The organism is Janthinobacterium sp. YR213 (assembly GCF_900099875.1).
Lineage (GTDB): Bacteria > Pseudomonadota > Gammaproteobacteria > Burkholderiales > Burkholderiaceae_D > Janthinobacterium > Janthinobacterium lividum.
The window spans coordinates 1322376-1346828 of the sequence record NZ_FNDA01000001.1; the positions used below are offsets into that span (position 1 = coordinate 1322376).

11 protein-coding genes are annotated in these 24453 nt (G+C 64.9%); 6 read left to right on the plus strand and 5 right to left on the minus strand.

The window, feature by feature from the left end; translation table 11 throughout:
- Positions 1 to 24: 24 nt before the first annotated feature.
- Entirely contained in the window at positions 25 to 11658 is an 11634-nt protein-coding gene (locus BLT98_RS05845) for a DUF11 domain-containing protein (protein ID WP_170846302.1), read from the minus strand.
- 587 nt (positions 11659 to 12245) lie between these two features.
- On the opposite strand from BLT98_RS05845, the gene BLT98_RS05855 reads away from it, so the two are divergent.
- On the plus strand, positions 12246 to 12983 hold the full coding sequence (locus BLT98_RS05855) for a YceI family protein (RefSeq protein WP_244517400.1): 738 nt from the start codon (positions 12246 to 12248) through the stop codon (positions 12981 to 12983).
- Here the strand turns inward: BLT98_RS05855 and BLT98_RS05860 are convergent.
- Positions 12946 to 13575: a LysE family translocator gene (locus BLT98_RS05860; protein WP_034779141.1), complete on the minus strand. Its 630-nt coding sequence runs from the start codon at positions 13573 to 13575 to the stop codon at positions 12946 to 12948. The genes BLT98_RS05855 and BLT98_RS05860 overlap by 38 nt on opposite strands.
- Here BLT98_RS05860 and BLT98_RS05865 point away from each other — a divergent pair.
- Positions 13574 to 16624, plus strand: coding sequence for a hybrid sensor histidine kinase/response regulator (locus BLT98_RS05865; RefSeq protein WP_244517401.1), 3051 nt, complete (start codon positions 13574 to 13576; stop codon positions 16622 to 16624). The genes BLT98_RS05860 and BLT98_RS05865 overlap by 2 nt on opposite strands.
- On the opposite strand, the gene BLT98_RS05870 is transcribed toward BLT98_RS05865, so the two are convergent.
- The gene (locus tag BLT98_RS05870; protein WP_244517402.1) at positions 16609 to 17520 is read right to left on the minus strand and encodes an alpha/beta hydrolase; all 912 of its coding nucleotides are present in this window, start codon (positions 17518 to 17520) and stop codon (positions 16609 to 16611) included. The two genes, BLT98_RS05865 and BLT98_RS05870, sit on opposite strands and share 16 nt — an antisense overlap.
- Before the next feature lie 46 nt (positions 17521 to 17566).
- On the minus strand, positions 17567 to 20704 hold the full coding sequence (locus BLT98_RS05875) for an NAD(P)-binding protein (protein WP_244517403.1): 3138 nt from the start codon (positions 20702 to 20704) through the stop codon (positions 17567 to 17569).
- A gap of 210 nt (positions 20705 to 20914) precedes the next feature.
- Here BLT98_RS05875 and BLT98_RS05880 point away from each other — a divergent pair, with 210 nt between their 5' ends.
- Together BLT98_RS05880 and BLT98_RS05885 are read left to right on the plus strand one after the other, a co-directional pair.
- Positions 20915 to 21463 carry a phosphohydrolase gene (locus BLT98_RS05880; protein ID WP_092605902.1) on the plus strand — a complete coding sequence of 183 codons (549 nt, stop codon included), beginning with the start codon at positions 20915 to 20917 and terminating at the stop codon, positions 21461 to 21463.
- A 363-nt stretch (positions 21464 to 21826) separates the two neighbouring features.
- Positions 21827 to 22426, plus strand: a complete 600-nt coding sequence (locus BLT98_RS05885) for a response regulator (protein WP_083299743.1) — start codon at positions 21827 to 21829, stop codon at positions 22424 to 22426.
- A 417-nt stretch (positions 22427 to 22843) separates the two neighbouring features.
- On the opposite strand, the gene BLT98_RS05890 is transcribed toward BLT98_RS05885, so the two are convergent.
- A complete protein-coding gene (locus tag BLT98_RS05890; protein WP_092605904.1) occupies positions 22844 to 23065 on the minus strand; it encodes a hypothetical protein in 222 nt (73 codons plus the stop codon).
- Positions 23066 to 23284: 219 nt separating this feature from the next.
- On the opposite strand from BLT98_RS05890, the gene BLT98_RS05895 reads away from it, so the two are divergent.
- Both BLT98_RS05895 and BLT98_RS05900 read left to right on the plus strand, forming a co-directional pair.
- On the plus strand, positions 23285 to 23872 hold the full coding sequence (locus BLT98_RS05895) for a chromate transporter (RefSeq protein WP_052139945.1): 588 nt from the start codon (positions 23285 to 23287) through the stop codon (positions 23870 to 23872).
- Entirely contained in the window at positions 23869 to 24453 is a 585-nt protein-coding gene (locus tag BLT98_RS05900) for a chromate transporter (RefSeq protein WP_034779146.1), read from the plus strand. The genes BLT98_RS05895 and BLT98_RS05900 overlap by 4 nt, the downstream gene beginning before the upstream one ends.

The following is a 24453-nucleotide window of genomic DNA, read 5'->3' on the forward strand; positions in this document are numbered from 1 at the left end:
GGCGGCAAGTAGGGTAAAAGAGGCTTATTGCGCATGGCTGCCTCCATCGGCTGGCGTGACCAGGCGGGGCGCGACGACAGGCTGGTTGGCGCTGTCCGTCGCCTGGGCCGGTGCGGCGGCCGGCTGGCTGCTGAAACTCAGTCCCGGTCCCCTGCCCTCCCTTTCCACGCTGCGCACTTCGCCCTGGGCACGGCGCGCCTTGACTTGCTCGAGCACGGGATTCGAGCACGAGCCCTCGATGAAGTCGGCGCGCAGCAGTTCGCCGTTCTTGGTATCGAGGAACAGGCTGTGCGGGTCGCCGAGGTTGCGGTTCGACGCTTCCATCATGCGGCTCAAACGTGGCAGGGTCGCGCCATCGACCTTGATCACATGGCTGTTCGGCGTGATGCCGCAATAGCTGTACTTGCCTTCCACGTCCGTGGTGAAGTTCGTGCCATCTTCCATGTACAGGCGCACGCCCGGAATGCCCAGCTCCTCGCCGTCCTGCACGTGGTTGTTGTTGCAGTCCACAAACACCTTGCCGGCGAGGCAGGCATCCGTGGTGAACACGCCGCCCGTGACTTTCACTTTCGCGCGCGCTTCGTTCGACGGCGGGCCGTTGGTGGTCGTTGCCTGGGCGCGGTTGACGCCGTCGCCCTGCAGCGAACCGACGCCCACGCGCAGGCGGTAGCGGAAGCTGGCGCTGGCGTTCGGCGCCAGGGATTCCAGTTTGAAGCTCAGCTGCGGCCCCGGCTTGCCGGACGGATCCGGCTGCACCACATTGTTGCGCGTGGTGGTGCCATCGATATAGCGGAAACCGGCCGGCAGTTTATCGAGCACGCTGACGCCGAATGCCGTCGCCACGCCCGTGTTCTTCACCTCGATCGTGTATTGCAGGCTGTCGCCGATCTCGGCCTGGGTCTTGTTGACGCTCTTGCTGATCAACAACATCGGCTTGTCCGTCGTGTTGAACACCACGGGCGTAAAGCTCGGCGGCGTCGCGCCGGGCGTGGCCGGCAGCAGCAAGGTATCGGCCGAACTGGCCAGGGCCAGCACGCTGGCGGGGGCCACCGGCGTCGTCGACGTACCCGTGCCGCTGTAGCTGTGGCCGATATTCATGCCACCGCCGTCCGTGCCGAACATGGTGCTCGCATACACCTGGTTCAATTGCGGCACCGTGGGAATCGCCGCCACGCTGCCGAAGTCGACCAGCACCGTGAAGCCGATGCTGCAGCTTTCCTGCGGCTGCAAGTCACCCTTGCCATTCAACAAGCCAAACACGGTGGCACCGTTGAAGTCGGGATTGGCGACGCAGGCCGTGGCGCTGGCGGGCCGCGCCGTGACGGCCAGGCTGCCCGGCTTGAGGGTGACGCTGGTGGCCGTGGGGAAGACGGCCCTCAGGTTTTCCGCCACCTGCACCATGGTCGAGGTCGGGTAACCGGCAGGATAGCGGTTGGCCGCCTGCACCGTGTAGCTGATCTCGAACTTGCTGGCATCGACTTGCTGCTGGGCCGAAACCGCCTTGATGACATCGACCACCTGGCGCAGCAAGACCACGGGCGTGGGCGTGTCTTCACCCGTGAACGGCACGCCGCCCACGGTTTCCGACGCATTACCGTTGCGGTTCGGGTCGACCTTTTCCACCAGTGCGGCCACCTCGGCGGCCGTGGCCACGGCGCCCGCATGGCCGCCGCCATTGTTGGAAGCGTCAAACACCAGGCTGCCCGCCGGCGGCGTGTAGCCCGGATTGGCGGCGATGACACCTGCCGCAGGCGCCGGCGGCACGCTGATGCTGCCGCCACCGTTGGTGATGTTGCCGCCCAGGGCGCTGGCAAACACGCTGTTGTTGTACTGCGGCGCGCTGCTGTCTTGCACGGTGATTTCCACGGTGAAAGTAATGACGCTCAGTTCGCCTTCGGCCAGGGCCGCATCACCGCTGAGCAAACGCAGATCGCTGCCGCCGCAGCCGCCCGTGAAGCCCGGGTTGACGGCCAGCTGCCTGCTGCCGCCGATGGCAGGAGCGGCAGGCGGCGTGACGATGCGGCACGCCACTGGCTCTGGGAAGGCGGCGCGCAGGCTGTCGAGCGCCTGCACGTTCGATGCCGTGCCCTTGCCCACATTCTTGACGACCACCGTGTACGGCACGTTGAAGACCTTGGCCGACAGCTGGGTCACCTTGCCCACGCCCAGCGCCGCGCCGATGGCCGGATTCGCCACTTCCGTGACGGCCGTGCAATCGGATGCTTGCGCGCAACGCGGCAAGTCCGTGCCAGTCGGCACGATGGTATTGCTCAAGCTGCCGCTGGCGGCCACTTTCGCGCTGACGGTGACGGCGGCCACGGCATTGGGCGCCAGGCCGGCCGGCACCGTGCAGACCAGTTTATTTGCCGCCAGCGGTGCGCACACGGTGGGGGCCGCTGGCGTGACGGCGATGTCCGTCAGGCTGGTAGCCAGGTCATCCGTCAGGACGATGGCCGCCGTGGTGGCGCCGCTGCCACCGTTGGCGGCCGTGATCGTCCAGCTGACGGTGTCGCCGATGCTGGCGTTGGCCTTGTCCGCCACTTTCTTCACCATTACGCTGGGGCTGGTGACATTGGTGCTGGTCTGGCAATCGCTTGGGGTCAGGCACAGCGGCGCATCGGGACCCGATGGCACGACGCTGTTGCGCGCGCTGCCTGCCTGGGTGACGGTGGCCGACACTTCCACGCTGGCTTCGCCGCCATTGCCGATCAGGCCGGCAGGCACGCTGCAGGTGAGCACATTGCCGGCCACGGGCGCGCAGGTGGCGCGCAGCGGCGTCACCACCACATTCGTCAAGCCGGCCGGCAAGGTATCGACCAGGATCATGGCGGCGCGCGTGGGACCACTGCCCGAGTTGGTGGTGCTGATCGTCCACACCACGGTCTCGCCCACGTTGGCGGCCGCGCGGTTGGCGATTTTCTTGACGGCCACTTTCGGCCCCGTCAGCACCACGCTCGATTCGCAGCTGCTGGCCTGCGCGCAGGCCGGATTGTCCGGACCGCTCGGCATGACACGGTTCGACAGATTGCCTTCCAGGGTGCCGGTGGCCGTCACGCGCACGCTGCGCGCGCCATTCACGGCTGCCAACTGACCCGCCGCAATGCGGCAGCTTTGCACGCTGTTCGCGACCCAGCTGGCCAGCGGCGGACACGTCACACCGGCGTCGGCATTGACGGCCAGCACGGAGATATTCGCCGGCAGGATATCGGCCAGGGTCACAATGCCCGCGTTGGCCACGCCGCCGCTGTTGACGGCCGTGATGGTCCAGACGATGCTGTCGCCCACGTTGGCGTTGACCGTGCTGGTGCTCTTCGTGACGCGGATCACGGGACCCGGCATGGTCACCGTTGCCGTATTCGGCAAGTCGTTCGCCACTTCCGTGGAACTGGTGGCGATGATGCTGACGATGGTCGACACATTGCTGGCCGGCTGGATATAGGACAGGCCAAAGCTGTGCACGTCGTTCAGCGCCAGGCTGGACGGCAAACCCTGTACCGTCAGCATGCCGCTGACGGCGTCATAGTTGCCCACGGCGCCGCTCAAGGTCACCCCCATCAGGCCCTGCGCCAGTTTCAGGTTGTACGTCACGTTCTCGGCGGTGCCAGGGCCCGCATTGCTGAAGGTCACGATGCCGTTGATCTGGTCGCCCGCATTGGTGGTGCCGGGGAAACCGTTCAAGGTGGTGGTCACGTCGACCAGCAGTTTGATGGCCGTGGTGCTGGTAGTGCAATCGGCCGCCTGGATACACACGGGGTTGTCTGGACCGGCAGGCAACACCGTGTTTTGCAGCACGCCGGCGGCGCTTACCGTGGCGCGCAGCACGACTTGCGCCTGTCCGCCTGGCGCCAGCCCAGCCGTCACGCTGCAGGTGACGATATTGCCGGCCACTGGCGCGCAAGTGGCCAGTTGCGTCGACAACACCTGTACGCCGCTGACGCCGGCTGGCAAGTTGTCGGTCAGCACGATGGCGGACTTGGTCGCGCCCGTGCCGCCATTGCTGGCGGTAATGGTCCAGGTCAGCAAGTCGCCCACGTTGGCGCTGCTCTTGTCGACGCTCTTGCGCACCGCGACTTGCGGCGCCACCAGGGTGCTCGTGGCTTGGCAGGCGCTGGCAGTGTCGCAGGCGGGATTGTCGCCGCCGGAGGGCACGACGCGGTTCGACAGGTTGCCGCCCACCGAGCCCCGGCCCGTGACGACGATCTTGCGGCTGCCATTGCTGGCGGCCAATTGACCTGCCGCCACCGTGCACGCCTGCACGCTGCCCGGCGTCCAGCTGGCCGCCGGCGGACACGTGACGCCCGCATCGGGCATCACGCTGACGATGACGATGTTGGCGGGCAGCACGTCGCTGACGACGACCGGGTTTTGATTCGGCAAGTTGCCCGTGTTGACCGCCGTGATGGTCCAGGTCAGGATATCGCCCACGGCTGCGTTCGCTTTGTCGACCGTCTTGCTGGCGCGGATCACGGGGCCTGGCAAATTCGTCGTCGCCGTGTTCGGCAAGTCATTGACGATTTCCGTGGAACTGGTGCCCACCACGCTGCTGATGCGCGAACTGTTGCTGGCCGGCTGGGTGTAGAACAGGTTGAAACTGGCGCTCTGCCCCGCGATCAGGGTGGCCGGCAAACCGCTCAGCACGAACAGGCCCGTGCTGCTGTTGTAGGCGCCGCTGATGCCGGGCGCGCCGCTGATGGCGCTGAGCGACACGCCGGCCAGGCCCGTTTCCAGCTGCAGGCTGTAAGTAACATTTTCCGCCACGCCCGGCCCCGTATTGGCAAAGGTCACCACGCCACGGATGGCGTCGCCCGCATTGCTGCTGGCGGGGAAGCCGTTCAAGGTCGTGGTCACGTCGACCAGCAGTTTCGACACCACCGTGGTGGTCTGGCAATCGCCGGGAACGGCGCAGGCGGGATTGTCCGGCCCGCCGGGTACCAGCGCGTTGACAAGGCTGCCCGATGCGCTGGCCGTGGCGCTCAGCTTGACGCTGGCGGCGCTGCCCGCGGCCAGGCCGGCCGGCACGCTGCACGTGACGACATTGCCCACCGGTACGGCGCAAGTGACGGGCGCCACCGGCGTGACCAGCACGTTCGCCAGGCCCGCAGGCAAGGTATCGCTGAGGGTAGCGATGGCCGTGCTGGGCCCCGTGCCGGTATTGCGCAAGCTCAGGCTCCATATCAGGGTGTCGCCCACGTTGGCCACCGTCTTGTCGACGGTTTTGCTCGCCGTCAACAGGGGCGAACTGACCGTGCTGGTGGTGCCGCAATCGCCCGCCTGCAGGCAAACGGGGGTATCCGGACCGCTGACGCTGACGCTATTGGCCAGACTGCCGGCGGCGACGGCGCGCGCCGTCACTTGCAGCGTGGCGGCACTGCCTGCGGCCAGGCCGGCCGGCACGCCGCACGTCAGGATATTGCCGGCCAGCGGCGCGCAGGTGACGGGCGCGGCGGGCGTGACGACGATATCCGCCAGGCCGGCCGGCAAGGTATCCGTTACGGTGGCAACGGCCGTGCTGGCGCCCGTGCCCGTGTTGGCCAGGGTGATGCTCCAGCTGAGGCTATCGCCGATATTCAGCGCAATCTTGTCGACGGTCTTCTTCAGCGCCAGAGCCGGGCTGGTGATGGTGGTATTGGTCTGGCAACTGCTGGCCTGGAAGCAGGCCGGATTGTCCGGTCCGCTCGGCATCAGCTGGTTGGCCAGGCTGCCGCCCGCGCTGGCCTTGCCGGTCAGCACGATCTGGCGTTGGCCATTGCCCGCCGCCAACTGGCCGATAGCCACGCTGCAGCTCTGGCTGCTGTTGGCGACCCAGCTGGCCAGCGGCGGACACGTCACGCCGCTGTCAGGCGTCACTGCCGTGATGACAATATTTGGCGGCAGCAAGTCCGTCAGCACCACGGCGCCCTGGTTGGCCAGGCTGCCCGTGTTGCTGGCCGTAATCGTCCAGATGATTTCCTCGTTCACGTTCGCCACGGCCTTGTTGGCCGTCTTGCTGACGCGGATGATGGAACCAGGCATGGTGACGGTCGCCACGTTCGGCTGGTCGTTCGCCACTTCCGTCGACGTCGTGGCGATGCGGCTGACCACGGTCGACAGATTGCTGGCCGGCTGGGTGTAGCCAAGCTGGAAGCTGAAGCCCTGCCCCAGCGCCAGGGTCGCGGGTACGCCGGTGAACGTCACCAGGCCCGACCCTGCATTATAGTTGCCTGTCACGCCATTCAAGGTAACGCCGGCAAGGCCGGGCGCCAGCTGCAGGCTGTAGCTCACGCCTTCGGCCGCGCCGGGACCAATATTGCTGAAGGTCACCGTGCCGGCAATCGTGTCGCCGGCATGCGTGCTGCCGGGGAAGCCGTTCAGGGTGGTGGTCACGTCGACCAGCAGTTTCACGGCCGTGCTGGTGGTGCTGCAATCGCCGGGCTGCAGACAGGCCGGGTTGTCCGGACCGCTCGGCACCACCGTATTGACGAAGGCGCCAGCCGCCGTGGCCAGGCCCTTGACGATGATATTCAAGGTGGAACCTGCGGCCATGCCGGCGGGAATCGCGCACACCAGCTGGTTGCCATTCGGCACGGCGCAGGTGGCCGGCGCCGATGGCAGGACCTGCCATACGGTCAGGTTGGCCGGCAAGGTATCGGTCAGGGTGATGACGCCGCGCGTCGCACCCGTGCCCGTGTTCGCCACGGCAATGGTCCACGTCAGCGCGTCGCCGACATTGATGCTGCTCTTGTCGACGGTCTTGCGCACGGCCACCTGCGGACTGAGGATGGTAGTCGTGGTCTGGCACGAGGCGGCCTGCGCGCAGGCGGGATTGTCCGGTCCGCTCGGCAGCACTTTATTGCCCAGGCTGCCGCCTGCCGTTCCCGTGGCGCTGATGGTGATGCTGCGGCTGCCATTCAGGGCGGCCAATTGGCCGGGGGCGACGGTGCACGCTTGCGCGCTGTTGGCCAGCCAGCTGGCCAGCGGAGGACACGTCACGCCAGCGCCCGGCGTCACGGCCAGTACCGTCACGTTGGCCGGCAGGATATCCGTCAGGGTCACCACGCCCAGGTTGCCCAGGCTGCCCGTGTTCGTCGCCGTGATGGTCCACGTCACCGTCTCGCCCACGTTGGCCGTCGTCTTGTCGGCCAGTTTCGTCACGCGGATGATGGGACCGGGCACGGTCGCCATGGCCGTGTTCGGCAAGTCGTTCGCCACTTCCACCGAGGTGGTGGCGATCGTCGACGTCACCGTCGACAGGTTGTCGGCCGGCTGCGTATAGCCGACATTGAAGCTCGTGCTCTGGCCATTCGCCAGGGTCGCAGGCAAGCCGCTGAGGGTCACGACGCCCGTGGCGGGATTGTAGCTGCCCACGGCACCCGTCAAGGTGACGTTGGCCAGGCCCGGCGTCAGCTGCAGGGTGTACGTCACGCCTTCGGCCGGTCCCGGTCCCACGTTGGCATAGGTGACGGTGCCGGAAATGCTGTCGCCCGCCAGCGTATTCGGCGGGAAATTGTTCAGGGTGGTGGTGACGTCGACCAGCAGCTTGACCACCGTGGTGGTGGTGCCGCAATCGCCGGGCTGCACGCAGGCCGGGTTATCGGGACCGCCCGGCACCACGCCGTTGACGGCGGCGCCGGCCAGGGTGGCCGTGGCGCTCACGAACACCTTGGCGGAAGCGCCCGCGGCCAGGCCGGCCGGCACGCTGCACGCCAGGGTAGCGCCGGCCAGCGGGGTGCAGGTGGCGGGCGATTGCGGGCTGACGACGACGTTCGTCAAGCCGGCCGGCAAGGTATCGTTCAAGGTCACCGCGCCCGTGCTGGCGCCCGTGCCGCTATTGCTGACATTCAAGGTCCAGGTGATCGTCTCGCCCACGTTGACCGTGGCCTTGTCGACGGTTTTCTTCACGCTCACGTTCGGGCTGGTGACGGTCGTCGTTGTCTGGCACACGCCCGGCGTGGCGCAGGCAGGATTGTCGGGGCCGGAAGGCACGAGGCTGTTGGCCACCGTGCCCGGCGCATTGGCCACGGCTTTCACGACGATGCTCGCTTCCGTGTTGGCGGCCAGGCCAGCCGGCACGCTGCACGTGAGCGTGGTGCCGACCGGCACGCCGCATGATGCTGGCGCAACGGGCAATATTTGCAGCGCGCCCACATTGGCGGGCAAGCTGTCCGTCAAGGTAATGACCGCGTTCGTCGGACCGCTGCCGTTATTGCGCGCTTTCAAGGTCCAGGTGATCGTGTCGCCCAGGTTGACGGTGGTCTTGTCGACGCTTTTCGTCACGGCCACGCTGGGGCTGGTCACCGTGCTGGTGGTGGCGCAATCGCCGGCAGTGGCGCACGTCGGGTTGTCGGGACCGGACGGCACGACGCTATTGGCATAGGTGCCGGCAGCCGTGGGCTGGGCCGTGACGGTAAAGCCGCCAATGCCGCCGTTCGCGGCCAGGCCGGCTGGCACCGTGCAGGTGAGGATATTACCCGCTGGCACGGCGCAGGTGGCGCTGCCGACCAGCGCCACGTTCAGGCTCGCCAGATTGGCCGGCAAGGTATCGGTCAGGGTGATGGGCGCGGTACTCACCCCATCGCCGCTGTTCGTCACCACGACGCTCCAGCTCAGGGACGCGCCGATATTCACGCTGGCATGGTCGACGGTTTTCTTCACCGCTACTTTCGGACTGGTGATGGTGCTCGTCGTCTGGCATACGCTGGCCGAGCTGCAAGCCGGGTTGTCCGGACCGCTGGGCATGATGCGGTTCGACAGGCTGCCAGCGGCCGTGGCGTGTGCGGTGATGATGACCGTGCGGCTGCCGTTCAGGGCGGCCAGCTGGCCGGCAGCGACCGTACACGTCTGCGTGCTCGACGCCACCCAGCTGGCCAGCGGCGGGCACGTCACGCCCGGTGCGGCCACCACGCTGGTCACCACCAGGTTCGGCGGCAGCAAATCGGCGAGGCTGACGACGCCCTGGTTGGCGACATTGCCCGTATTGCTGGCCGTGATCGTCCAGACGATATTCTCACCCACGTTGGCCGTGGCCTTGTCGGCCGTCTTGGTGACGCGCACGTTCGGTCCCGGCACCGTCACCGTGGCCGTGTTCGGATAATCGTTCGCCACCTCGGTGGAAGTGGTGGCGATGATGCTGGTCACCGAGGAAATATTGCTGCCCGGCTGGGTGTACGACAGGTTGAAACTGACGCTCTGTCCCGGCGCCAGGGTCGCGGGCAAGCCCGTGAACGTGATCAGGCCGGTACCCGCGTCATACGTGCCGCTCACGCCAGTGACCGACACGCCGGCCAGGCCTGTGGCCAGTTGCAGGCTGTACGTCACGCCTTCGGCCGCGCCCGGTCCCAGGTTGGCATAGGTCACGACGCCAGCGATGACGTCGCCCGCGTTCGAGGTGCCGGGGAAACCGTTCAGTGTCGTGGTCACGTCGACCAGCGGCTTGCTGACGACGGTCGTCGTCTGGCAGGCGGCCGGCGTGACGCAGCTGGCGCCGTTGCCTCCCGACGGCAGCACGCTGTTGATGAAATTGCCTGCCGCCGTGGGGCTGGCGCTGACGATCACCTGGGCGCTGGCGCCCGGCGCCAGGCCGGACGGTACCGTGCAGGTGAGCGTGTTGCCGGCCAGCGCCGCGCAGGTGGTGGGCGCCGTGGGCGTGACGACGATGCTGGCCAGGTTGGCCGGCAAGGTATCGGCGAGGGTCAGGGCCGCCGTGGTGGCGCCCGTGCCGGTGTTAGCGGCGCTCAAGGTCCATTGCACGGTGTCGCCCACCGTGGCGGCCGCCTTGTCGACGGTTTTCTGCACGCGCACGAGCGGGCTGACGACGCCCAGCGGCTCGCTGTCGACGTTATTCGCTGGGATCGGGTCCAGCGTAGTCGAGCCGGCCGTCGTGGTGATCGTCAGGCTGCCGCTGGCGGGCAGGTTGAAGGTCGAACTGCAATTGATGCGCGAGCCGGGAATGAAGGGCGACACGGGCGCGCTGCAGCTGGGCGTGGCGCCGGCCGGCAAGCCGCTCATCACGCAGGTGGGCGCGGCCGCGTTGTCGGGGCCGTTATTCGTGCACACGCCCGTGACGGTGATGGCGCTGCCCGCATTGTAGGGGCCGGGCGGCACGGTGGTGACCGCCTGCATGTCCGCCTGCAGGCGGCGATTGCTGATAGTACACGTGACGGGGGCTTCCGGCATGGTGAGGTTGCCCGCGCTGGCCGCGCCGCTGGAAATGACGGCGGCCGTATCCGTGCGCGCGCAGCTGTAGCTGCTCTGGTACTGGGCCAGGATGGTGGCCGTGCCCGCGCTTTCCGCGAACGTCGCGAGGTTGCCAACTCGCACTACGGCGCTGGCCGTGGCGCCATTGCCGCCCTGCGCGCCAGCCGTGCCGTTGGCATTCATGATGAACAGGCCGCTGTCGCTGGCGGGCGCCAGCACCTTCAGCACCGTCAAGGTATTCGTCCTGACCGTGGCCGTGGTGCTGCTGCTGTTGTTGCTGAGATCGCTATCCGTTTCATTGGGCGAGACGATCACATTGGCCGTATTCACGATGCTGGCGGCGTCGCCTGGCGTGGCCGTGATCGTCACGGTCAGATAAGAACCCGTGGTGGGGTCGCTGACGGCCGCATTCACGGGCAAATTACCCAAGGTAATACCGACACTGTTGCTGCCCGAACCCGAGGTTTTCGTGCCGCAGGAAGCGCTGCCGCTGGCGGCGCAAGTCCAGCTGACATTGCTCAAGCTGGCTGGCAATATATCGTTGAAGGCAGCGCCCGTGCTGAGGGCCGGGCCGCGGTTCCAGATTTTCACGGTATAGCTCAAGGGCTTGCCGACAGAGAACTGCGCCGGGCCCACCTTGCCGACGGCCAGGTCGGTCTTGCTATTGGTGCAATTGGCATAGGAACTGGCCAGGCTGGGATCGCGCAATTGCGCTGCGGGAATAATTTCCGTCACATTGTCAGGACGCGTCCAACGCATGTGCAAATAATTGATGCCGCCCACGTTATTCCACAGGACGCGGGCCAGATAACAGCCGCCCGGCGTGGCGCTATTGAAATTGCCGGCCAGATTCTGGAAATCCGTTTCATTATTCGAATATTCGGCCACGCTGCCCACGGGCACGTTGTACACGGTATTGCGGTAATTCGTCGAATACTGGGTCGAGAAATCGACTTTCACGTCATCATCATGCGCAACGCTGAATTTGTAATTTCCCGCCTGTGGAAAGACCACCAGCGTGTACATCACCCGGCCCATGATCCAGGCCCGGCAGGCAGCCGACGTTTGCTGCGTGTCGAGGTTGCATAACTGCGCAGGATTGCCGGCCGTGCCATTGGCCCAGTCCAGCTGCGGCGAGGTACCCATGCGCGCCGCGTTGGCGGGAGGATTGGTGGCCAGCGCCGCCAAACTGGCGAGCCGGCCAGCGCTGCCCGCGTTGAAGCCATTGTTGTAATTGGGCGCGAGCGGATTGGCCGGCACCCGCTCGACGCCCCGGTAATCCTCCCACAGCACTTGCGCACTGGCGGGCGCGGCGGCGCCCAGCAGCAGGGAAGCCAGGGCCAGCGGAACGACATGACACTTGGAAAACTGGGGCAAGCGGGTGCGGCGGATTATCGCGGCCAGCATCCCCGTGTAGCGCCCGGAGGACGAAAAAGCTGCATGGCGGCCGGAACGGCCTGCCGTTTCCTGTGGTGTTTTGATCATGTTGTTCGCTAAGAAGTGTACTGCGGCAAGCACAGATGCATATAAAAATGACATTTAATTGTCATGATTATATGAACAAGTAACAGTTCAAGCGTACGACAACAGTGACTTTTTTATTTTCAACAAAGAAATTAAATTATCTCGTTGATATTTCACAACACAATCATCAAATTAATCGTGTAGTTACGCTGACATTCTATTTTCTGCCGCATACTGATCAGCTCGACATAATATTTAAATTATCATTTACATAATGATGCGAAACTATCAAACGCGTAGTTTGTTTTTCAAAAGAAATTATTAATTCTTATTATCACTAATTATTTCAATACGAATTTTCCTTCCGCGGCCAAGCGCCCATAATTCGATCCTGCGCAGCCTCCCATTCATTCTCAAACATCTGCGTTAATACCAATTTCATTTCATTCACGCATGCCGCCCTGCGAAACAGGGCATCCGGCAGGCCGAATTGGTCTTGTAAAACGGCCGCGCGCACGATCCTGCTATCGCGCCGGTGCCCGGATCGCTTACTATCGCCCCATTGCGCCCTGCGCCACACCGTTGCCATCCACTGCCAGGAGTCCTCATTGACGCCACACGCCCACCGCCGCACGCTGCTGGCCTGCGCCTGCGCCTTGCTCGCGGCCTGCACCCCGTTCGCGCCGCCGCCCGCCGCCTCCCTGCCAGCCGCGCCAGTTCCGGCACCAGCCATGCAAGCGCCAGCGTGGCAACAGCAGGGCGTGCAGGTGCTGCACATCGTCCCGCAAGAATCCCTGCTGACCATCACCGTGCGCCGCGGCGGCGCGCTGGCGCGGCTCGGACATGACCACGTGATCGCCAGCCGCAGCCTGCAGGGCGTGGTGGCGCCCGCGCCGGGTCGCGCCGCCTTTCAGTTCCGGCTGGACGAGATGAGTGTGGATGAAGAAAGCCTGCGCCAGGCGGCCGGCTTGACGACGACGCCGTCGGCCGACGCCATCGCCGGCACACGCCACAACATGCTGGTGCGCGTGCTCGAGGCGGAACGCTATCCGTGGGTGCGCATCGACGCCCGGCGCACGGGCAACAAGGAAGTGCTCGAGGCCGACATCACCCTGCATGGCGTGACGCGCACGGTGCAGCTGCCGGTGCGGATCGAACAAGCGGCCGATGGACGCCGCCTGCAGGCCAGCGGCAGCCTGCTGCTGAAACAGAGCGACTTCGGCATCGTGCCATTCGCCGTCCTGGGCGGGGCCATGGCCGTGCAGGACCAGATGGAACTGGCGTTCCGCATCACCGCCCGGCAGGAAATCAGCGCGCCAGGATCAGGCGCAAGCCCAGGCCGATGAAGATGGTGCCGGCCACGCGGTCCAGCCACAGGCCGGCACGCGGGCGGCGGTTCAGCCACTTGCCGACGGCGCCGGAAAAATAGCCGAGCAGGCCGAACAGCACGCAAGCCTGCGCCGTGAAGACCAGGCCCAGCTGCGCCGTCTGCCAGCTGGCATTGCCCTGGCCAGCGACGATGAACTGCGGCAGGAACGAGAGGAAAAACAGCACGACTTTCGGATTGATACTGTTGGCAAACAAGCCCTTGCCGAACAGGCGCAGCAAGGACTCGTCGGGCAAGGCCGCCGCGCCATCGACCCTGGCGCCGCCACGGCTGCGCAAGGCGCCGATGCCCAGCCACACCAGGTACAGGCCGCCAGCCACTTTCAGCAGGGTAAATGCGGTGGGCGAGGCGGCCAGCAGGGCCGACACGCCGATGGTCGCCAGCACGGTGTGCGTAAGGCAGCCGAGGGCGCAACCGAGGCCGAACGCCATGCCCTGGCGGCGCCCGCGCGACATGCCGACGCCCAGCACCATCAGGTTGTCGGGGCCGGGACTGGCGGTAATGACGACGGCGGCGGCCAGGAAGGCCAGGAACTGGTCAGGACTGAGCATGAATATCTCGCAGGCAAAAGGCGCCATGATACCGGAGCGCTCGCCATGCCGGCAGGACATGAAATTGCCCGTGTGCCACCGAGAGTCGATTAAAATGGGTACTCCACAGCAAACGGCGTTGCCGCCATTTCCCGCGCGACCATCACCAAACCCATCGATGCCAGCCCACCCGCCCCCATCCAGCCACCGCGCTTCCAGCTCCCGCGTCAGCGCCTGGCTATGCGGCTGGCCGCTTCTGTTCAGCTTGCTGATCAGCCTGCTGGGCCTGGCGGGTGCGGCGCAGGCGACACCCTTGCCCCTGAACAAACAAGGCATCCAGCATCTGGGCAACGGTGGGCAACTGTTTCTCGCCGGAAGTGACGCCGCCCCTGCCGATGCGGCCGCCCTGCCCGCCTGGCTGGCGCGCCAGCGCCCGGCCGAACAGGTCGACCTGTTCGGCGGCGCCTACTGGCTGCATGCGCAAGTGCGCAACGACAGCAGCGTAGCGGCCTGGGTCATCGACCCGAACGATACCCTGATCGACCTGGTCGATCTGCACGTGTATGGCCCCGGGCCACAGACGGCGCCGCAGACCCTGCTGACGGGCTACCAGCGTCCGCACGAATATCTGCTGCACTACGGCAGGAACGTGCAGCTGGCGCCGGGCGCCACATATGACATCCTGATCCGCTTTTCCAGCCCCTACTATGCGCGCGCGCCCATGTTCGGCGTGAAGACGCAACAGGATTACCGCAAGCTGGTGGGCAAGGAAAACTTCCTGATGGTGGCATCCATCGGCGCCCTGCTGGCGCTGGGCCTGTTCAATTTCTTCATCTTTTCCATCACCCTGGAAAAAGCCTCGGCCTATTACGCGCTGTACGTGCTGACCTATGGCCTGGCCTGGGCCATGACCTTCCACGTCTTTGCCGACCTGTTCGACTGGCACATGCTGCAGCTGCATTACGTGCCGTTTTTCCTGCTGCCCGTCTTCAGCACCTTGTTCTACACGCATTTCCTGCGCCTGCGCGACTACTCGCCCCTGCTGTACCGGATCAGCAAGGTCAATCTGGTGCTGCCCTTGCTGCTCTTGCCCAGCTGCTTCTTCGCCCTGTCGTATGCCCACACCCTGGCCACCATCGCCATCAGCATCTGGATGCTGCTGGCGCTCATCTGCGGCATCGTCGTCTGGTGCCGCGGCTACCAGCCGGCGCGCTTCTTCGTGCTGGCCTTCGTCGCCCTGATGCTGCCCGGCTTTCTGATCCTGCCGGCCAACCTGGGCCTGATGCCCGCCATGGTGGCCAACGCCCAGCTGGTGACCCTGCTCGGCGGCACCTTCGACGGCTTGCTGCTGGCGTTTGCCCTGGCCGACCAGATCCGCCTGCTGCGCAACAACCTGGAACAGCGCGTGCAGGAACGGACTTTGGCGCTCACCCTCAGCAACGACGCCCTGCTGAAGGCCAAGGAACACGCGGAAGTGGTCAGCCGCCACCGCATCGATTTTCTGTCCGCCATGAGCCACGACATCCGCACGCCGCTGGCCGGGGTCATCGGCATGCTGAAATTCGCCCTGCGCGACCAGTCTGTACGTGGCCGTACGCAGGAATACCTGCGCATCGGCCTGCACAACGGCGTGTCGCTGCTGACCATCCTCAACGACATCCTCGATTTCTCGAAGATCGACGCGGGCAAGCTGACCCTGGAAACCGTGGACTTCGACCTGCTGGCGCTGATCGGCGACGCGGCCGGCATCGTGCAGGGCCAGGCCGATGCGAAAAGCCTGCTGCTGCGGCGCGAACTGGCGCTGGACCTGCCGCGCTACGTGCGCGCGGACCCCACGCGCCTGCGGCAAATCCTCATCAACCTGCTGGGGAACGCGCTGAAATTCACGGCCAATGGCGAAGTGCTGCTGGAAGTGCGGCGCGCCCGCACGCCGCCGCGCCACGATGGCCGCAGCGCCATCGAATTCATCATCAGCGATACGGGTCCCGGCATCGACGCGGACACCTTGCCCCGTTTGTTCCAGAAATTCGAGCAGGCCGACCATTCCACCACGCGCCGCTACGGCGGCACGGGCCTGGGCCTGGCCATCTGCAAGGAACTGGTCGAGCTGATGGGTGGCACGATCGGCGTGGAGAGCCGCGTCGGCATCGGCTCGCGCTTCCATTTCACCTTGCCGCTGCAAGACGGCAGCGCGCCGGCGGCCGACGCGCGCCGGCCCGCACGCCACGCGCGCCACGCCTGCCGCCTGCGCATCCTGTGCGCCGAAGACGTGCGCACCAACCAGATCATCATCGGCACCCTTCTGGAAGGCATGGGGCATGACGTGACCATCGTGGAAAACGGCGAGCAGGCGCTGCGCGCGCTGGAATCCGGCGCCTACGATTGCGTGCTGATGGATGGCCGCATGCCGCTGATGGATGGCGAACAGGCCGCGCGCCTGATCCGCGACGGCGGCAACGCCCAATTCCCCATTCCCGACGCGCACATCCCCATCCTCGCGCTGACGGCCAACGCCAGCGAACATGACCGGCAACGCTACCTGGCCGCCGGCATGGACGACTTCCTCAGCAAGCCGGTCGACGAAGCGCTGCTGTTCGAGAAAATCGACGCCATCATCGACCTGCTGCTGGCGCGCGGCCACGCGCTGCCGCCTGCCACGCCCACCGAAGACGACGCCCTGGCGCGCCAGTTCGGCCTGGAAGGCGCCGCCGACGAGCCACCCGCGCCGGCCGATCCCATGACGGCGCCCGTGCACATCCTGCCGCTGGCGGGCCTGTCGCCGCAGCACTTGCAGCGCATCGCGCAAGCGTTCCTGACGGAAGCGCCGCGGCGCCTGGACCTGGCCTGCCACGCCGTGCGCGACGGCAACGCCAGCGCTGCCGCTGCCGCCTTCCACGCCTTGAAGGGCAGCGCCGGCTACCTGAGCCGCCCTACCCTGCACGGCCTGTGCCACCAGATGGAAACCCTGGCATCGAACGGCCAGCTCGATAACGTGGAGCAGTTCCTGCCGCAGCTCCAGGCGGCGCTGGATGCGGCACGGCGCGACCTGGAAGCTCAGCCTGCCGGCTGAGCCATCCAGCCATGCGCCCGCAGCCATGCCAGCAGCAGCTGCGGCCAGGCGGCCGGCTCGCTGCCCGGCTTGCCCAGGCCCCAGCCATGGCCGCCGTGCTGGAACAAATGCAGCTCGACGGGCACGCCTGCGCGGCGCAGGGCTGCTGCCATCAGCCGGCTGTTCCCGGGCGGGGAAATGGGATCGTCCAGCGCCTGCGCGATGAAAGCGGGCGGCGTGCGCGCATCGACATGCAGCTCCACCGACAAGGCGTCGCGCGCCGCCTGCGTGGGATGGGCGCCCAGCAACTGCTTCTTCGCGTGCGTCGTGTCGAATGGCGCTTGCATGGTCAGCACGGGGTACAGCAGCACGGCAAAGTCGGGCCGCGCGGAGACGCCATCCATGGCGTCGACGGGCGCGTAGCGGGAAGCGTCAGGCTGCACGGCCGTCATGCCGGCCAGGTGCGCGCCGGCGGAAAAACCGAGCATGCCGATGCGCGCCGGATCGATGCCCCACTCGGCCGCCCGCGCGCGGATCACGCGCATGGCGCGCTGGCCATCCTGGAATGGCGCGCTGACGCCTCCGCCCTCCTGCGGCAGGCGGTACACAAGCTCAAACGCCGTGATGCCCTGCGCCTGCAGCCAGTTGGCGGCCGGGCCGCTCTCCTTGCCCGCCTCGATATGCGCATAGCCGCCGCCGCTGACCAGCAGGATGGCCATGCCGTTCGGCTGCGCCGGGCGGTGGGCGATCAGATACGGTTGTTCGACCTGCGTAATCGAGCCTTTGGCGCTGTCGCGCTGCGGACCGGGCGCCGCGCCGCCGGGCGGCGCGCCGGGCCACAGCACAATCGCGCCGGCCGGCGCGGCGCCCGCGTACAGGTGGACAAGGAAAAGACTCAACAGCATCAGGCGTTGCATGGCTCGCTCGCGCAGGGAACAATGAAACGCCATCATAGCGAAATAACTAAAAATCCGTCTCCCCCTGGATCACGGCCGGATAGCCCGTCATGGCACGCGAGGTCTGCATGCCAGCCATCACGGCCGCCTCCACGCAGCCCGCATTGATGCCCGTCTTGATCCAGTCGCCCGTGAGGAACAGGTTGCTGAAACCCGACTGGTCGGTGGCCAGCCGGTACTGCGTGCTGCCCACGACCGACATCACGTAGCGCTCGGACGGGTCGACATTCGCGCGCCAGTACTGGCTGTCGAAGCGCGCCGGCCCCGCCCCCTCCTTCGCATCGACCAGCCATTGCCACGGAAACGCGCCCGGCCCGCCCGCCTCGGGCCACAGCACGCCGATCTCGCGCTCCAGCTGGTGCAGCGCGCCCTGCTTCGCCCTGGCCGCGCAGCGGGCCGGGAAATCCGTGTCGGTGACGGGCGGGTAGCTGTCGACGGGGAAGGCGCTGCAAAAATACGAGACATTTTTCGGTTCATGCCCCACCGGCCAGTCTTCGTGCGCCAACAATTGGTCCATCGGCGCCCATGTGTCGTACGGCTCCGTGAAGGCCGACAGCACCGGCTGCTGGCCTTTCGGCTGCGTGGTCCAGCCCATCTGCCCCAGATTCTTGTTGAGCCATACCTGATAGGCCTGCGTGGCCACGGTCTGTACCTTGTCGGCCGCCAGTTGCAGGGCCGGGCTTTGCGCCAGCAGTTGCGGGCACAGGGCCTGCAGCGAACCGATGGAAATGCCGAACACCACCTTGTCGAAGTCGACGCCCTTCTTCAATACCGTGGCGGGCAGCTGCCGGCCGAACGCCTGCTGGTACTGCTGCGGCCAGTCGCTCCAGTACGACTCCAGGTTGACTTCCTGCGCTTGCAGCAGGGCCGCTTGCGCTGGATCAAGCTGCGCATAATCGGGCGCGCTGGGCCAGCAAGCCAGTCCCTTGACGTCCACCAGCGGCGCGTAGCCGGCGGCGGGGTCCTTCAATTGCACCTGCTGCGTGATGCGGATGCTGTCGATGTCGCCCGCGCCCGGCACCAGCTCTTCCACGCGCTGGAAGAATTTGAATTCCACGCCGCGCTTGCGCAGCACTTCGTACAGCGGCGTGAAAATCGTGTCGCCCATGCCGGCCTGCATCTTGAACATGATGCCGCCCTTGTAGGCCAGGCCGATGCGCGCCATCGCCCGCAGCAAGGTGCCCGCCTCGATATTCGGTTTCGCAAAATCGCCGCCCTCGTAGGCGAACACCAGGTCATAGAAGCCGCGCACGGGCGCCGAATTGACGCTGAACTGCTCATCGCCGCCATGTTTTTTCAGCCAGGCGCGGAAGTCGATATCGTTGATGACGTCGAAGCCGTTCTTGAACACGCCATCCTCGAACATGCCCTTCATGACCGTGATGCCCAGGTCCAGGCAAATGAACAGGCGGCGCAATTCATCGTCGCCGTCGATCAGGGCGCGGTAGCGCAGGCGCAGCCACGCGCGGATGCCGTTCAGGGTACTGGCCAGCAGCTGGTGGCGCGCCTGGTCGTGGCGCGTGGAATCGGGCGCCAGGTCGGCCACCAGCGCCACCAGCGCGCCCACGGACAGGCCCACGTCCAGGCCCAGTTCGTCGGCCTGCCCCACCACTTCGTCGGCCAGGCGGCGCAGCCAGCCCGGCCACACGCCTTCGCCTTGCGATGCGCTGGCGCGCACGATGCGCGCGTCGGCATCCGCCACTTGCCGGATCTGGCGGATCCACTGCTCGATCCAGCCCACCATGGCGATGGCCATCTGCCACAGGGTGATGTCTTCGCCGCCCTCGCCCGGTTCGCCCGGCAAGGTGGGAAAGACGATGGACCAGTTGCGCCACTTGCCCTTGACGTCTTCCGACAGAGCCACGTAATCGTGCTGTTTGAAAGCGTCGCGCCAGGTGGCCAGCGGCGCGCCGGGCGGACGGTCCAGGCTCGCGTACGCTTCCTTGATCATCTTGAAGGCGTTCGCGTAGAAGCCGAACCAGATGTGCAGGCCGTGTTCCTCGATGCGCTGGCCCACCTGTGCATTGCGCCCGCTGGCCCCCTTGCCGCCCAGGCGCCAGCCCAGCTGGTAGACGGTGATGGCATGCCGGTTTTGCCAGCCCGGCTGGTTCGTCAGATAATACGCCGTGGTCATGGCAGCCACGCCACCACCAAGGATGGCGATCTTTTCCGGCGCGATGCGGGAATTGTCGACCAGCTCCTCGCCCGGCATGGCCGTGAAGTCGAAATTCACCTGGAAGGGCAATATCGCCGCCTGCGGCCCCAGTTTGAGACCCAGGGTCTGGTCCAGCGGGAAGCTGTCGAACGCGTGCAGCGTGCATTCATACTCATAGCCGAGCAGGCGCGCGCTGTGCAGGCGGTTGATCTCGGCGGGCGCGGCCACCAGGGCCTGGTACACGGCTTTCACGCCGGCGCTGTCGGGGAATTGCTTGAGGAATATCTGGTCGATACGGGGGTTGCGCAGCAAGGACAAAATATCGGCCCAGCCGGCCTGGTCCATGTCGAAGAAATCGGGGATGGAGAGGAAAATCTGGAACGCCTGCTCGATGAGTTCCAGGAAACTGTTGACGCTCTTGTGCTGCCCTGTCTGCACGGTGGCGTTGACTTCCAGCAACGGATGCAGGGCCAGTTTCGTTTCCGGCGAAAAATGCTGGAAGCCCTTGGCAGCCACGGAACAGCGCAGCGGCTCGCTGCCGGCGGCGGGAATCTCGTAGTCGCACAGGTATTTCGGATAGCCGAACAGCTCGCGCCCGTTGATCAGGGCCATCGCGTCATCGACGAAGATATGGCACGGATACCAGTAGATATGCGCAAGCTTGCCCTCGGCATCCATCTGGCCGACCATGATCCAGGTGACGATGTCGACTTCCGTGATCCAGCCCTTGGCCTGGTCGACGGGGTTGGCGGAGTCCGCATGGTTGACGCGCGTAAACGTCAGCATGACATACGGCGACAGGGCTTTCAGGGTCATCTTGCTGCCCGCCACCTGGTTCAGGGTGGTATTCACGGTCGCTTGCAGTTTCGCCAGCTCGCCCCTGACGAAATAACCGTACATTTCCGACTGTTTCAATTGCAGCGGCGAGTGCATCATCACCGAACCGCCCTGATAGATATACGAAGGTCTTGCCGAAGGTGTCGCCGTCATTGCCCTGTCCCCTTTAAGTTTCAGTCAAACAAGATTTCTACAGTGTATTTGAGAAATATCAATGAATGATATGAAATAAATTAAAGGATTTACCAAGATGCATAGGCTTGGAGGCGATCCCGGCAGAAAGCCGCTTGCGCACGGCAGCCGGGGCAAGCCCATGCCATCGGGTGTACGATGAAGCATCTTGAGCATTCCGAGCACCATGCCATGGCAATGATTACCACCGACTACGTTTCCACCTATTCAGGCAACCGTTTTTATCCCTTGCGCCCGCATATCGACAAGGTCGCCATCGAGGACATCGCCCACGGCCTCGCCTACCAGTGCCGCTTCAATGGACAGACGCAAGTGTTTTACTCGGTCGCCCAGCACAGCCTGATCGTCGCCGAACTGGTGCCCCCCCATTTGCGCCTGGCCGCCCTGCTGCACGACGCGGCCGAAGCCTACCTGGGCGACATGGTGAAACCCTTGAAAGTGTTGCTGCCGGAATTTGCCGTACTGGAAGACAAGGTCAGCGCCATCATCGCCGCCACGTATGGGCTGGATTTTTCCGATTACGCGCCCATCAAGCGGGCCGACCTGATCGCGCTGGCCACGGAAAAGCGCGACCTGATGCCGCACTCGGCCGAACGCTGGGCTTACCTTGACGGCATCGCCCCCTTGCCCGGTATAATCGAGGCCATGGGTCCGGCCGAAGCCAAGCAGCGCTTCCTGCATGCCTTTGCCCAACTGGGCGGGCTTGGGCTGGCCGCATGAATGCTTCCACCCCGCCGTACGAATCGGCGCTAAGCCCCGGTTTTTTCACGGCTTTTTTAGATATCCACAGCAACTGTGGATAAAGTTGTTGATAAGCCCCTCTTGACAAGCCGCAACGCCAGTATTGATGCGGGTTTCAATAATTTGCTGATTTCACAGGCAATTTTTTACCCCAATGAAATCAATGACTTGCAATCATGAATTTGCGCTGGCGCAAACTTAATCTGCCACCGTGAAAATATATTTTTGCTGTGCATAAGCCGATGTGGCGCGAGGCCGTCTTGCTTGAACAGCATTGTTTTGACAAACCCCGCAGACTGGCATAGTGTGGAGTAGCGAGTACGATCAACGGTGGATAAACGCATGAATATAGATAGCGATAGCGCCGCCAAGGAGGCGGACGAACCCGACTGGCTGGTCGACGAACCGCTGGGACGGACAGACGCGGCGGCAGAACCGTCCACTGCGGCGCCTTGGCGCGTGCTGATTGTCGATGACGATGTCGATGTGCATGTGGTGACCAAGTTCGCCCTCAGCCAAGCCAGCTTCCAGGGACGCAGGCTGAGCTTTTTGCACGCGTATTCGGGCGCCGAGGCGCTGGCCTTGCTGCGCAGCACGCCTGATATCGCCGTGGTGCTGCTCGATGTCATCATGGAAACCCAGGATGCCGGGCTGCAAGTGGCGCGCCAAGTCCGTGAAGAACTGCACAACAGCGCCGTGCGCATCATCCTGCGCACGGGCCAGCCAGGCCAGGCCCTGGAACACCGCATCATCATCGATTACGACATCAACGATTTCTGGTGCAAGACCGACCTCACCACGCGCAAGTTGTTTACCACCGTGATCGCCTCGCTGCGCACCTATGCCACCTTGCGCGAAGCGCAGCAACAGGTTACCGAACTCGCTGCCGCGCTGGCCCAGTGCGGCGACACGCCGGCGGCGCCGGCCAGCGGCACGCCCTGACCAGCGGCCGCTACTTTCAGTCATAAAAACAAGAGCACTGGATAGGCATACAGGCTTGTGGAATGCCCCGTTTTGGCCCATCTTGCCCGCCGATTGCATGGGTTGGGCGGCTCCCATTTCCTAAGTGGCGGATTGTTAAGCGCTTTTTCAGATATCCACACGGACTGTGGATATCTTTGTGGATAAGGGCCTATTGACAGGCCTCAAAGCCACAGCCCGTGCGGCTTTCAATAAACTGCTCAATCAAACAGCAAAAATAAAACACATTAAAATCAAGCACTTAGAAACTCACACATAATCACAAGAAAATTATTTCGCCAATTTCGTTAACTCATCATTTGTGCATAACTGAGCCGTAATGATCAATCCGACAACAGCGGATCGCGGCCTCCGGCAACACAGTTGCCGTGGGGATACTCAATGCACGGTCTGGCGGCGCTGCTCGGGATGCAGCAGCACGCGCTCGATCAGTTCCGGGGCGACATTGTATGACTTCAGGTATTCCAGCGCGCACAAGGTACTGAAGGCCGCCTGCACGGCGATGCCCAGATTGACGATATCGCACATCTTCTGGTCGACCCGGGTATGCAGCACCACGGTTTTGACGGGCATATGCAGCGTTTCTGTGGAATGAGGCATGATGAACAACTCCTGCGAAGGGGACGGAGGGAGGAGACGGCGTAGCGGTGCGACCCGCGACAGCCCGGACAGGGATAGCGGTCATGTTGCCGATAAAAGTATTGCCGATAAACTCTCGATGTCAATGGCAGGGAAACATGAGCCACGGTTTTTTTCTTGCAGGCACAAGCGCAGCCGAAAGCGATGGACAAGCGCGATCGGCCACGGCGATAATCAGCCATGCCATCCCCCTCCTCCATCCAGCCCGACCTGCCCCGCCCGCAACCCGCCTCGCTTGCCGACCTGTTCTTCTCGTTCACCTGGCTGGCCCTGCAGGGATTCGGCGGCGTGCTGGCCGTGATCCAGCGCGAGATGGTCGAGCGCAAGCGCTGGCTGACGCAGGAAGAATTCCTGGAAGACTGGGCCGTGGCGCAAATCATGCCCGGGCCAAATGTCGTCAACCTGTCGCTGATGGTGGGCGGGCGCTATTTCGGTTTGAAAGGCGCGCTGACGGCGCTGGCCGGCATGCTGGCCGTGCCCCTCCTCATCGTGCTCGTGCTGGGCGTGCTGTACACGCGCTTTGGCGACAATGCGCAGATGGCGGGCGCCTTGCGCGGCATGGCGGCCGTCTCGGCCGGCATGATCGCCGCCACGGGCGTGAAACTGGCTGCCGCGCTGGGCAAGCATCCGCTGCCCTTGTGGCTGACCTTGTCCATCACCGTGCTCGGCGTGCTGATGGTGGCGATCTTCCGCTGGCCCCTGCTGTACATCCTGCTGGGGCTGGGCGGCATCGGCTGCCTGCTGACCTACCGAAAGCTGTCCGCATGAATCCGCCCCTGCAACTGGTGTTGAGCGCGGGCGACTGGCTGAACCTGTTCGGCCACTACCTGATGCTGTCGCTGATGTCGATCGGCGGCGCCATTTCCACCACGTCCGAAATGCACCGCTTCCTCGTCGAGCAGCATGGCTGGCTGACACAGGCGCAATTCAACGAGTCGATCGCCATCGCCCAGGCCGCGCCCGGCCCCAACGTGCTGTTCGTCGCCCTGATGGGCTGGAACGTGGGCATGAACGCGGGCAGCTACGCGGCGGCCTACCTCGGCGTGCTGGTGACCATGGTGGGCATCATGCTGCCCAGCACCACCCTCACCTACGTGGCGGCCCAGTGGGGCTACCGCAACCGCGACCTGCGCCCCGTGCGCGCCTTCAAGCAAGGCATGGCGCCCATCGTCGTCGCCCTGCTGATTTCCACGGGCATGATACTGGGCGGCGCCAACCATGACATCCGCACGGACTGGCCCCTGTGGAGCCTGTCCATCGTGGCTGGCCTGATCATCTGGCGCACGAAGATCCATTTATTGTGGCTGCTGGCAGCCGGCGCCGTGCTGGGCTGGTTCCAGCTCGTCTGA

Bases quoted from the DNA above. Each gene is read 5' to 3' on its own strand.
- BLT98_RS05880 (WP_092605902.1), top strand. From the start codon at position 20,915: ATGGCAATGATTACCACCGACTACGTTTCCACCTATTCAGGCAACCGT.
- BLT98_RS05875 (WP_244517403.1), bottom strand. From the start codon at position 20,704: ATGACGGCGACACCTTCGGCAAGACCTTCGTATATCTATCAGGGCGGT.
- BLT98_RS05860 (WP_034779141.1), bottom strand. From the start codon at position 13,575: ATGCTCAGTCCTGACCAGTTCCTGGCCTTCCTGGCCGCCGCCGTCGTC.
- BLT98_RS05865 (WP_244517401.1), top strand. From the start codon at position 13,574: ATGAATATCTCGCAGGCAAAAGGCGCCATGATACCGGAGCGCTCGCCA.
- BLT98_RS05900 (WP_034779146.1), top strand. From the start codon at position 23,869: ATGAATCCGCCCCTGCAACTGGTGTTGAGCGCGGGCGACTGGCTGAAC.
- BLT98_RS05885 (WP_083299743.1), top strand. From the start codon at position 21,827: ATGAATATAGATAGCGATAGCGCCGCCAAGGAGGCGGACGAACCCGAC.
- BLT98_RS05895 (WP_052139945.1), top strand. From the start codon at position 23,285: ATGCCATCCCCCTCCTCCATCCAGCCCGACCTGCCCCGCCCGCAACCC.
- BLT98_RS05890 (WP_092605904.1), bottom strand. From the start codon at position 23,065: ATGCCTCATTCCACAGAAACGCTGCATATGCCCGTCAAAACCGTGGTG.
- BLT98_RS05870 (WP_244517402.1), bottom strand. From the start codon at position 17,520: ATGCAACGCCTGATGCTGTTGAGTCTTTTCCTTGTCCACCTGTACGCG.
- BLT98_RS05845 (WP_170846302.1), bottom strand. From the start codon at position 11,658: ATGATCAAAACACCACAGGAAACGGCAGGCCGTTCCGGCCGCCATGCA.